Annotated in this window: 13 protein-coding genes; all 13 read left to right on the forward strand. The window is 71.0% G+C overall.

Annotated elements, in window-relative coordinates; translation table 11 throughout:
- Positions 1-8: 8 nt before the first annotated feature.
- The 13 genes from ACX114_RS19515 (at position 9) to ACX114_RS19575 (ending at position 11454) form a co-directional block, all read left to right on the forward strand.
- A complete protein-coding gene (locus ACX114_RS19515; protein WP_459299893.1) occupies positions 9-347 on the forward strand; it encodes a TIGR02266 family protein in 339 nt (112 codons plus the stop codon).
- Positions 348-354: 7 nt separating this feature from the next.
- Positions 355-1086, forward strand: coding sequence for a metallophosphoesterase family protein (locus ACX114_RS19520; RefSeq protein WP_120526312.1), 732 nt, complete (start codon positions 355-357; stop codon positions 1084-1086).
- Positions 1087-1189: 103 nt separating this feature from the next.
- A complete protein-coding gene (locus ACX114_RS19525; protein ID WP_459299896.1) occupies positions 1190-1864 on the forward strand; it encodes a hypothetical protein in 675 nt (224 codons plus the stop codon).
- A 31-nt stretch (positions 1865-1895) separates the two neighbouring features.
- Positions 1896-2738, forward strand: coding sequence for an archaetidylserine decarboxylase (asd, locus tag ACX114_RS19530; protein ID WP_459299898.1), 843 nt, complete (start codon positions 1896-1898; stop codon positions 2736-2738).
- 26 nt (positions 2739-2764) lie between these two features.
- Entirely contained in the window at positions 2765-4027 is a 1263-nt protein-coding gene (gene hisS / locus ACX114_RS19535; protein ID WP_459300203.1) for a histidine--tRNA ligase, read from the forward strand.
- 173 nt (positions 4028-4200) lie between these two features.
- Positions 4201-4611: a S24/S26 family peptidase gene (locus tag ACX114_RS19540; protein ID WP_459299900.1), complete on the forward strand. Its 411-nt coding sequence runs from the start codon at positions 4201-4203 to the stop codon at positions 4609-4611.
- Entirely contained in the window at positions 4608-4922 is a 315-nt protein-coding gene (locus ACX114_RS19545) for a PqqD family protein (protein WP_459299902.1), read from the forward strand. The genes ACX114_RS19540 and ACX114_RS19545 overlap by 4 nt, the downstream gene beginning before the upstream one ends.
- On the forward strand, positions 4919-5515 hold the full coding sequence (locus ACX114_RS19550) for a hypothetical protein (protein ID WP_459299904.1): 597 nt from the start codon (positions 4919-4921) through the stop codon (positions 5513-5515). The genes ACX114_RS19545 and ACX114_RS19550 overlap by 4 nt, the downstream gene beginning before the upstream one ends.
- Before the next feature lie 13 nt (positions 5516-5528).
- Positions 5529-8552 (forward strand): outer membrane protein assembly factor BamB family protein, encoded by a 3024-nt coding sequence (locus ACX114_RS19555; protein WP_459299906.1) that lies wholly within the window; start codon positions 5529-5531, stop codon positions 8550-8552.
- Positions 8553-8603: 51 nt separating this feature from the next.
- Complete coding sequence (locus ACX114_RS19560; protein WP_459299908.1) at positions 8604-8729, forward strand: hypothetical protein; 126 nt, start codon at positions 8604-8606, stop codon at positions 8727-8729.
- The gene (locus tag ACX114_RS19565; RefSeq protein ID WP_459299910.1) at positions 8726-9577 is read left to right on the forward strand and encodes a hypothetical protein; all 852 of its coding nucleotides are present in this window, start codon (positions 8726-8728) and stop codon (positions 9575-9577) included. Before ACX114_RS19560 ends, ACX114_RS19565 begins: the two co-directional genes overlap by 4 nt.
- Before the next feature lie 220 nt (positions 9578-9797).
- The gene (miaA, locus tag ACX114_RS19570; protein WP_459300205.1) at positions 9798-10688 is read left to right on the forward strand and encodes a tRNA (adenosine(37)-N6)-dimethylallyltransferase MiaA; all 891 of its coding nucleotides are present in this window, start codon (positions 9798-9800) and stop codon (positions 10686-10688) included.
- Between the two features lie 172 nt (positions 10689-10860).
- Positions 10861-11454: an HdeD family acid-resistance protein gene (locus tag ACX114_RS19575; RefSeq protein WP_459299912.1), complete on the forward strand. Its 594-nt coding sequence runs from the start codon at positions 10861-10863 to the stop codon at positions 11452-11454.
- The last annotated feature ends 63 nt before the right edge of the window (positions 11455-11517 follow it).

Genomic DNA, 11517 nt, shown 5'->3' on the forward strand with positions numbered 1-11517 from the left:
CCCCCCGGTTGAGCGAGAATCGAAAGCACGCGCGGGTCGGCACCCACCTGCGCTGCTGGTGCGAGGGTGAGAACGTGACCCTGTATGCACGCATCGCCAACCTGAGCGAGGGCGGCCTCTTCCTGAGGACGAGCACCCCGCTGGCGGCGGGGACGCGGACGCAGGTGCGGCTCACCCAGCAGGCGACGGACACGCAGTTGCAGGCGCAGGCCACGGTCGTCTGGTTGCGGCAGGAAGAGCAGCCCGCCGGCCGTCCCCCGGGCATGGGCCTGAGATTCGAAGCGTTGGACGCGGACGCGCTGACGAGTCTGCGGCGCATCATCTCCCAGCAGCAAGCCCACCCCTAGGGTCCCCATGCGCATCGCCGTCATCTCCGACATCCACTCCAACATCGAGGCCCTCACGGAGGTGCTGAGGGTGGCGGAGCACCAGAAGGTGGACCGCTTTGTGTCGCTGGGGGACATCGTCGGTTATGGGGCGTCCCCCAACCCGTGCTGTGACCTGGTGCGCTCGGTGGCGGAGATCACGCTCCTGGGCAACCACGACGCCGCGGTGGCGGGGCGGATGGACTACTCGTACTACTACGACGCCGCCCGGCACGCGCTCGACTGGAGCGCCAACGTCATCTCCGACGAGAACCTGGCCTGGCTCAGGAGCCTCCCGTACACGTACCGCATCGGCGAGGTGGGCTTCTGCCACGGGTCGCCCATCGACCCGAAGGCGTACGAGTACATCTTCGCGCTGGAGCAGGCGCGGGAGCTGACGCCGTACGTGGCGGAGCTGCCGGAAGTGACGTTCATCGGCCACAGCCACCTGTGCCGCGCGTTCGCCATTGGCAACGGCGAGGTGAACGACGTGGTCGCGCAGAAGTTCGTGCTGCGCAAGGGCTACAAGTACATCGTGTCCGTGGGGAGCGTGGGCCAGCCGCGCGACTACGACAACCGGGCCTGCTTCGTCATCTGCGACACGGACGCGCGCACGGTGGAGTACCTGCGCGTGGAGTACGACATCGAGACCTCCGCGCAGAAGATCTTCGACGCGGACCTGGCGCTCAACTTCGGCAAGCGGCTGTTCCTGGGCGTGTAGGCCAGGCCTGCCGCCCCCCATGCGGAAAAGGGGCGCGGCCGGACGGAAGGTGGCATAAACCGGGGCCGTGCGCCCCCAGGTCCCCCGTCCGATGCGGCCCTTCATGGGTCTTGGCCTCGCAGCCTTCCTCTTCGTCAGTGGGTGCAGCCGCTCGCCCGCGCCGCCCTCGCCCGAGTTCGAGCAGGCCAGCCGCCGGTGGACGGCGCTCTACGCCCAGAAGCTGGACGGCGCGTACCTGGATCCCTCCATCGGGGAGATTGAAGCGCAGCTCCAGCGCGTGCCCGCGGACAGCGTGGACTCCGCCGCGTCCCAGGACCTGCTCCAGCGCATCCAGGCGGGCCGCACGCGCATGCAGGCGGCGCAGGAGGAGCAGCGCCGCGCGGTGGCCAACGCCGGCTCGCTGCCCACGATGGACCCCTCCTCGACGGACTTCCCGCGCCAGGCCGAGCCCGCGGCGGCCGAGCCGGTGGACGCCGGGCCGGGGGACGCCGGGGTGATCGCCGGGCCCCAGATGGGCACCCCGGCCGCCGACCTGGTGGCGGGCTTCGAGGGCTGCTTCGGCCGCGGCACGCCCGTCACGGTGGAGGGGCGGGGGCTGCGGGACACCTGGACGCTGAGCGACCGGGCGTCCTGCCAGCTGCGGTACCCCAGCCACCGGGACTCCGCGCTGGTGATTGAAGACGGCCGTGTGCTGGCGCTGTTACCCAAGAGCGCCATGCGGACCGTGCGCCGTTATGAGGACGGCGGCACGGTGCCCGCGAACGATGGCGGGCGTTGAACCTCTCTCTTTCAAGAGCTGACGACCTTCGATGAACGAACAGACCTTCATGAAGTTGATGCGCGTGCTGCCCAAGTCGGCGGTGTCCTCCGCGGTGGGCCTGGCCACGCGCCTGCCCGCGCCCGCGCCGGTGCACCACTGGGCCATGCGCACCTTCGCCAAGGCGTACAACGTGGACATGGAGGAGGCGGAGCACGCCTTCGAGAAGTACCCGACCTTCGCCCAGTTCTTCACCCGCGGCCTGAAGCCGGGGCTGCGACCGGTGGACCCCGGCGAGAAGGTCGTCGTGTCCCCGGTGGACGGCCGGGTGTCCCAGGTGGGCTACGCGGACAACGGCCGCTGCCTGCAGGCCAAGGGCATCGAGTACACGGTGGACGAGCTCCTGGGCGACGCGCAGGCGGCGAAGCCCTTCCACGGCGGCGCCTGGACGACGGTGTACCTGTCCCCGCGCGACTACCACCGCATCCACTCGCCGCTGGGCGGCACCATCACCGGGTACGCGTACATCCCGGGTGAGTTCTGGCCGGTGAACCCCGCGTCGGTGAAGAACAAGCAGTCGCTGTTCTGCGTGAACGAGCGGCTCGTCACGTACCTGGACACCGTGGCCGGCAAGGTGGCGGTGGTGAAGGTGGGCGCCACCTGCGTGTCGCGCATCAAGGCGTCCTACGAGGACATCACCACGCACGTGGGCCAGCCCGGCAAGGTGCACAGCTACAGCACGGGCATCCCGGTGGAGAAGGGCGGCGAGCTGGGCCGCTTCGAGATGGGCTCCACCGTCATCCTCTGCTTCGAGCCCGGCCGCGTGCGCTGGGACGACAGCATGCAGCCCGAGGCGGTGGTGCGCATGGGCACGCGTATCGGAGTCATCACGTGAGCCAGAAGATCAACGGCGTGAAGGGGATGAACGACCTTCTGCCGGGCGAAATCGAGATCTGGCAGTTCGTCGAGTCCACCGCGCGCACGCTGTTCGGCCGCTTTGGATACGGCGAGGTGCGCACGCCGATGGTGGAGGACACGGCCCTCTTCGTGCGCAGCGTGGGCGAGGAGACGGACATCGTCGGCAAGGAGATGTACACCTTCGAGGACAAGGGCGGCCGCAGCCTGTCCCTGCGTCCGGAGGGCACCGCGCCCGCGGCGCGCGCGTACATCGAGCACTCGGTGAACAACCAGGAGCCGGTGACCCGCTGGTTCTACATGGGGCCCATGTTCCGCTACGAGCGGATGAAGACGGGCCGCTACCGCCAGTTCTCCCAGATTGGCGCGGAGGCCTACGGCGCCAGGGAGCCCGCGCAGGACGCGGAGCTGATGGACGTGGTGGTGCAGTTCCTGGAGGCGCTGGGCCTCACGGACGTCACCCTGAACATCAACTCGCTGGGCGACGACAACTGCCGGCCCGCGTACCACGCCAAGCTGGTGGAGTACCTCAACGCGCACCGCGAAGAGCTGTGCGCGGACTGCCAGCAGCGGCTGGAGCGCAACCCGCTGCGCGTCCTGGACTGCAAGAACGAGAAGTGCCAGGCGGTGGCCGCGGCCGGGCCCAACGTGCTCGAGTTCCTCTGCGAGCCGTGCCGCGCGCACTTCACGGACCTGCAGCGCAAGCTGGGCGTGCTGGGCATCAAGTACGTGGTGAATCACCGGCTGGTGCGCGGCCTGGACTACTACACGCGCACCGTCTTCGAGTTCATCGCCTCGCACCCGGCGCTGGGCACCGCCAGCACGGTGGGCGGCGGCGGGCGCTACGACAAGATGATGAAGAGCCTGGGCGGGCCGGACGTGCCCGCGGTGGGCTACGCCATGGGCCTGGACCGGCTGGTGCTGCTGCTGAAGGAGAGCGGCAAGACGTTCGCGCAGCGGCCGGACCTGTTCATCGCCGTGGCGGACGAGGGCTCGCAGGACGAGGGCCTGAAGCTGGCCAGCCGCCTGCGCCGCGAGGGCCTCAAGGTGGACTTCGACACGCGCGGCGGCAGCCTCAAGAGCCAGATGAAGCGCGCGGACAAGTCCGGCGCCCGCTTCACGCTGGTGCTGGGCGAGCAGGAGCGCACCTCGGGCCAGGCGAAGCTCAAGCCCATGGCGGGCGGTGAGCCCGTCCCCGTGGCGCTCGACAGCGTCGCCGCCACCGTGCGCGCGCAGCCGGACGCCCCGGCTCCGGCCCCCACGGCCTGATCCAACACGCCCCTCCGGCATGACGCGCCAGGCCGGAGGGGAGGGGGGCGGCCCGTCTTCCCTGAAAACCCAGGAGTAAAGGTGTTAAGCATCGTAAGTCCTGGGAATCGCTGGGGGATTGAGGCTTCAGAGATTCGCGGACATTGAGAGGGTGGAGTAGAATTCCGTCCGTCATGTCGAGCGCTCCCCAGCCCGTTTCCGTGATCGATGGCCTGCGTTGGATCCCTGTCGCCGGGGACAGCATGTGGCCGTCGTTGCGCGCGGGGGACGTGGCGGAGGTGGAGCCGCTGGTGGAGGCGCCGCGTCCGGGTGAGGTGGTGCTGGCGCGCTTCGAGTCCTCGCTGGTGCTGCACCGGGTGCGGTGGTGCGACGGCAGCGTCTGCGCGCTTCGCGGAGACAATGGCGGCGTGGAAGATCCGCCGCTGCCTCTCGTCCGTATCCTGGGACGTGCGCGGCGTGTGCGCCGGGGCGGGGCGCTGCTGGAGATGGACCGTTGGGACGTGGGGCCGCGGCGGCTGGGCCGCTGGCGCGCGACGCTGAAGCGCCAGGTGGCCGCGTGGCTGGGAAGGACGGGCCGCGCATGAGCTTTCAGGAAGGCAGCGTTCCCCGGCGGCGACTGGGGACCTCGGGGGAGGGCTTCGGCGCGGACTTCCTGGTGCTGGACGCGGAGGGGCGCACGCTGCGCGGGCTCAACCCCACGGCGGCGCGCATCTGGGCGCTGTGCGACGGACAGCGCACGGCCCGGGCGGTGGCGGAGCAGGTGGCTTCCGAGTTTTCGACCGACGTCGGTCCGGTGCTGACCGACACGCTGCGCTTCCTGGGGGAGCTTCAGCGGCGGGGGCTGTTGGACGAAGTGCGCGCGCCGGCCGGTGCCGCGCCTCTGGAGGAGACATGATGCGGGCGCTCGTGGCCGTGCTGGCGGGTGCAATGGTGCTGTCGGCGTGCTCGGAAGGGGTGTCCCCCCTGCCGCCGCCTTCGGCCGTGAAGCCGGGGCAGGGCAGCGGTTCCTCCGCCCCCGTGGATCCGACGGACGTGCTGGCCGGTGGCGGGAGCGTGGCCCGGCCGCCGCCTCCGGCCCCCACGGGCGAAGAGCCGCCCCCTGAGGAACCGCCTCCGGAAGAGCCGCCTCCCGAGGAGGAGCCGCCTCCGGCGCCGCTGCCGCCCCCGACCGGGAGCGCGGAGGTGGTGGGCGTGGGTTCGGAGCCCACGCCTCTGTCCCAGGTGCAGCAGGTGGACGTGGACTTCGTGGTGAGCGGCGTGCGGAACAAGGGCCTGGTGGACGTGGAGTTCATCGCGCCGGGCGGCCGTCCGTACGAGAAGCGGAGCGCGACGGTGGTGGCACCGCCGGAGGAGACGCGCACGCTGCGCTATTCGCTGCCGGTCGCGGGCACGCCGGTGTCCATGACGCGCATGACGGGCACCTGGCAGGTGCGCTTCTTCCTGGATGGGGCGCAGCTGGCCGCCACGTCCTTCACCCTGGAGCCGTGACGTGAGGCACGCCATGAACGTCCGCATCCTCGCGCTCTTCGCCGTGCTGTTGCCCGCGGTGGGCTTCTCCCAGACGACCTGGTCCGTGCGCCCCGTCCCCTCCACCGGGGAGACGGTCGCGCGCGTGGTGATGGAGGACGCGTCCGACCTCGTCCTGGAGGTGACGAACACGAGCACGTCCACCAACGACTCCCGCGTGTCGGAGGTGTCCTTCGTCCTGCCGACGGGCTACCAGCTCCTGGGAGGCCTGCCCGCGGAGGAGAACCCGCACTGGAAGGTCGAGTACATCGACGCCAACGAGCGGCGCATCACCTTCCAGTCCACGCGGGGCTGCGTGGACGAGGGGCGGGGCCTTGCCAACAACCAGTCCGCGCGCTTCGTGCTGGGCGTGGTGGACCCGGCCAACCGCAACTCCGACAGCACCACCGAGCGCCTCATGGCGGGCACGTACGCCCGCGACCAGTGCGACGGCAGGAGCTACACGTACAACGTCAACAACATGACCCCCTGGACGCGGAGCATCCTGGCCGCGAACGTGACGCTGGCGCCGCGCGTGCTGGCGGTCAACGGCTCCACCATGGCGCGCGTGGTGGTGGAGAACCGCGGCAGCAGCGCGGCCACCGTGTCCGTGGACAACCCCACCTCCACGAGCAGCGTGCCCCTCACCACCGTGACCAAGGACGGCGGCAGGTCCGTGGCGGTGCGCTCCGCGGGCGTCTTCGCGGTCAACCTGCGGCCCACCGCCGCCGGCGCCGTGGCCGCGCGCGTCCGGGCGCGCACGAGCACCGCGAACGCGCCGCTGGTGGACTCGCCCCTGGCGAACGTGGGCAACCTGGTCGCGGCGGCGGACATGGACATCGTGGACGCGTTCAGCGCGGAACAGGTGACGCTGCGCCTGATCGTCTTCAACACGTCCACCACGAACACGTACACGCAGGTGCGCCCGCGCGCGCCGGTGCTGCTGGGCAGCGCGACGGCGTCGCTCGTGTCCGGGCCTTCGCCGGAGAGCGTGGCGCAGCTGGCCCCGGGCGCTTCCGCGCAGTTCACCTGGCGCTACCAGGTCTCGGGCTCGCCCGGCGCCAGCTACCAGTTCCAGGCGCAGGTGGACGGGACGCTCAACGGTTCGACAGTGGCGGGGGACCCGGTCACGGCTCGCAAGGGCCGCATCGTGGAGCACCGCGTGCGGCTGAGCCAGGAGACGGTGTCCACGGCGGCCACGTCCGTGACGGTGGCGTACACGGTGCAGAACCGGGGCACGCTGCCCATCTACGAGGTGAAGCTGTTCAAGCCCGCGGTGAACTACTTCGCGGTGGCCGCGTCGGGGCCGCAGCCGTTCGGGAGCTGGAACGTCTACACGGACACGAGCGGCTACTACTGGGAGTCGGAGTCCGGCATCCCGGTGGGCGGCGAGGCCACCTTCCGCATCACCTATTCGGGCTTCACCGCCGTCCCCGCGGATACGGCGTTCCGTCACCGGATGGAGCTGAACCAGGGCTGGAACGATCCGCGCATCCGCGTGGAGGCGACGATGACGCTGCTCGCGGTCACCGCGGCCCCGGACGTGGGGCGCCTCACGGGCGTGGCCCGCGACGGCAGCGTGACGCTCACCTGGGACAACCCCTTCAACCACGGCGGCACCCTGGTGCTGCGCGCGGAAGGGGCGACGCCCAACACCGCGCCCACGAGCGGCGTGCGCTACGCGCTGGGCGAAGCGCTGGGCAACGCGACGGTGGCCTACGTGGACGAGTTCAGCTCCGCGTCCTCCATGACGGACACGGCGGTGACGAACGGCACGACGTACTACTACCGCGTGTTCAACGCGGATGATCAGATGCGGTACGGGCCGGGCAACCAGCCCACCTCGGTGGGCCTTCTGGCCACGCCCCGGGCGCGCGTGGCGGGCAACCCGCTGTGGTGCTACTCGACGGGGTTCGACACGACGCTGCAGCCCGTGACGGAGCTGGGCGTGGGCATCTTCAGCTCCTTCAACGACTCGGTGGTGGCCACGCTCACGAACGTCACGAACCCTTCCGAGGACGGCGCCGAGCGCTTCCGGCCGGTGAAGATGGCGGGGAAAATCGCCACGCGCTTCCCGGTGGTGCCGCTGCTGGGCCGGCCCGGGCAGCAGTGGATCGTCGTGGGGGATCAGACCGGCGTGCCGGCGGTGCTCAACACGGCCACGGGCGAGTTCCTGTGGCGCAACACCACGCTGGGCCTGGGGAACATCAGCTCGTTCCCGGTGACGCAGCTGCTCGACTACGCGAACCCAGAGTACCGGACGACGTACTCGAACGTGGACCTGGCCATCTTCGCCACGCGCAATTCGTCCGCGCAGAACCAGGTGGTCGCGCTGAACGCGGCCACCGGCGCGCTCATCTGGCGCTACCGGCCCGGGGACCTGGGCATGGTGAGCGGCGGCATGCTGGTGGACTACACGACGAACCGGCTCTACGTGCCGACCACGTCGGGCGTGAGCACGTACACGCTGCGCGTGCTCAACAGCCTCACGGGCGCGGAGGTGGCGCGGCTGGAGCTGGGCGATCTGGAGTTCGGCGTGGTCCGCAACGCCACGAGCAACCAGATCCTGGTCACCGCCAATGACGGCCGGGTGCATGGCGTGAACCCGTCCACGTACGCCGTCGTGTGGACCGTCCAGGTGGAGGGCGCCTCGCAGCGGACGTTCAGCCACTTCGCTCGGCCCCAGGGCCGGGGCTTCGTGGTGAGCCGGACGAACAACACGGTGGAGCGCTACGAGGTCGCGGACGAAACCAACGTTCCGAAGTGGATCTGGACGACGCCCATCACGGGGCCGTCCGGCTCCTTCACCCTCAACGCGGGCGGCGTGCCGCGCGTCTACGTGGGCAGCTCGGACGGAACGGTCCACCAGCTGGAGCTGGAGAACAACGGGACGGACACCGGGCAGGTGACCGTGGGCCCGGCGCAGAAGATCGGCACGCCGACCATCGACCACACCGTAAGCCGGTTGCATGTCGGTACCGAGGATGGTCGTATCTGTGCCTTCCCGGTGCCGTTCTAGGTGGGCCATCACGTGAGCCAACGCCCTTCACAGCCTCCCTCGGGTCCCTCCGTGCCGAAGCCGTCGGCCGCGCCCGCCGTGTACGTGCCTCCCGCCATCCTGTGGGAGCAGCCCTTCGTCGCGCTGGCGCAGCTGTCCATGTGCACCATCCCCGGCGAATCGGAGTGCATGCCGTGAACGGCGGGGACCCTCTACCGGGTCCCCGTGACGGCGCGCTCCGGATCACCCTGGCCGGGTGGACCGTGGCGCTCGATGTGGAAGACGCGGTGAGCGCCGGCCTGGTCCGGCGCGTGTTCGGGGCGTTCGCCGCCCCGGATGACGTGGCTCCCGAGGCCCGGCTGGTGATGCGGAACCCTCCCAGCCCCCAGGCTCCGCCCACCGTGCAGGAGCTGCCCCGGCTGACGCCCGATGACTCCGGGACGCTGCGCGTGGAGGGCTCCGGATACTCCGCGGTGCTCTCCGCGGACCGGTGCCACGCGGACGTCATCGGATCCGGTCGGTACCCGGTGGAGAACGTGATCAAGGTGATGCTCGCGTCCGCGCTGGCGAAGCGTGGCGGGCTGCTCATCCACGGAGTGGGGCTGGTGCACGAGGGCCGGGCCGCGCTCTTCGTCGGGCATTCCGGCGCGGGCAAGAGCACCCTGGGCGGGCTGTGGCGCGAGGCGGGCGGGACGGTGCTCGCGGATGAGCTGGTGGCGGTGTGGCCCGTGGAGGGTGGTGGGTGGCGCGCGGCGGGGACGCCCTGGAACGTGCCGGTCCGGACCGCCGAGGCGTCGCTCGTCGCGGTGGGTACGCTGGGCTGGGACGCGGCTTCGCGGTGGGAGGCGCAGGGGGCGGGGGAGGTGGCCCGCGTGCTGCTGCTGAATGCGCTGTTGCCGGAGCCCACGCCCTCGGGCCGGGGGGCGCTGGTGGGCGCGGCCGGACGCGTGCTGTCGTCCGTGGAGACCGCCCGGCTCGTGTTCGCGCGGGATGCCAGCGCGGCGTGGGTGGTGCGGGAGCGGTTGGATGCGGCGGGAAGGCCCTGACGCATGCTGTCGTCCGTGGAGCCCTCCCGCCACGTGTGGTGGCGCGGATGCCTGCGCGGCTGGATGCGGCGGAAGGTCGGTCGCGTGACCTCGGCGCGGGCCGCCTCCGGGAGCCTGGGGCGAGCCGGGCTGGGAGCGGTGATCCGGGCGGGGGCTCGCGCTCGCCGCGCGTCTGCGTTACAGCGGGCGTGGGAGGCGGACGCTGGTGGCTGAGACGCGGGTGCCGTTGACGGTGATCGCTGGACCCACGGCGTCGGGGAAGACGGCGTTGGCCATCGCCTGGGCTCGCGACGCGGGCGGGGAGATCGTCAGCGCGGACTCGCAGCAGGTGTACCGCGCCTTCGACATTGGCACCGCGAAGCCCTCCGCCGAGGAGCTGGCCGCCGTGCCGCACCACCTGGTCTCCTGCGTGGATCCGCTCGAGCCCTTCTCCGCCGCCGAGTACCAGCGCCGCGCGGACGCGGCCATCGCGGACATCGCCTCACGGGGCCGGCCGGTGTTCGTCGTCGGCGGCACTGGCCTGTACCTGCGCATCCTGCTGCACGGCGTGGTGGACGCGCCCGGCGCCCTGCCTTCGCTGCGCGCGGAGCTGGAGGCGCTCGCGGCGGAGCAGGGGAGGGAGGCCGTGCATCGCCGGCTGGCCGAGGTGGATCCGGAGACCGCGGCGAAGCTGCCCATCCAGGACCTGGTGCGCGTCGTCCGCGCCCTGGAGATCCACGCGCAGACGGGCGTGCCCGCGTCCGAGTTCCGCCGCGCCCACGCCTTCGCGCCGGACCGCTATCCCTTCCAGCTCTACGTGTTGGATCCGCCGCGCGAGGCGCTCTACGCCGCCATCAACGCGCGCACGGAGGCGCTCTTCTCGCGGGGGCTCGTGGAGGAGACGCGGGTCCTGCTGGAGCAGGGCTACGCGGACGCGGCCCCCATGCGCAGCGTCGGCTACGTGCAGGCCCGCGCCGTGGTGGAGGGGCGGATGACCCGCGAGGAGGCCATCGCCGACACCGCGCAGGAGACCCGGCGGTACGCCAAGCGGCAACTGACCTGGTTCCGCAAGGAGCCCGGCGCGGTGTTCCTGTCGCCGCCGTACGCCCGTCCCGCCCCACGGGCGCGGTAGGCCGCACTGGCCCCTGCTCGCCGCTCCGCCTCATTTCGTCCGGCGGCGGCGATTGTTCGCGCCCGGTCGCGCGCCCATCTTCCATGAGGAAGCGCTACCCCCACCACGTCCACTCCCGGACCGACAGGCGGCCGAGGGCCCGAGGCGGGCAGCCATCACCGTGGAGATCGCCATGCGAACGAACGTCGAACGCGCGCCGGAGACCCGGCCGGACCGTCCCCCTCGGGGAGCCTCCGCCATGTGGGGCGGCCCCTTCCTCCTGGGCCTGCTGACGTCGATCGCGGGGGTCGTGCTGCTGGGCGCCACGTTCTTCACCAGCATGGTGACCATCTTCTTCGTGGGGATGATGCTGGTGATTGGCGGCGTCCTGGAGATCGCCGCGGCCATCCGCTCACGCAGCGAAAGCCGGAGCGCCTTCTGGTCCTTCATGCTGGGAGGCGTCCTCACCACCGTGGTCGGCATCCTCACGGTCATGTACCCGGCCGCGGGGCTCGCCTCCCTCACGCTGCTGATCGCCGGCTACTTCTTCGCCAGCGGCCTCTTCCACGTCATCACCTCCGTCATGGACCGCTACTTCCAGTGGGGATGGGACCTGGCCTACGGCCTCATCTCCCTGGTCCTGGGCCTCAGCGTGATGGCCAAGTGGCCCGCGTCCTCCGTGTGGCTCGTGGGCACGATGGTGGGGCTCGCCGTCTTCTTCCGAGGCATCTCGATGATGTCCGGCTCGCTCATCCTGCGGCGGGGACTGCATCGCGTGGAGGCCTGAGCACCAGGGGGACACCCCTGGCGCCCATTCACTCGGAGTGAACCATGGATATCGGCGGGTGAA

The sequence above is a fragment of the Corallococcus sp. M7 genome, from assembly GCF_054512695.1.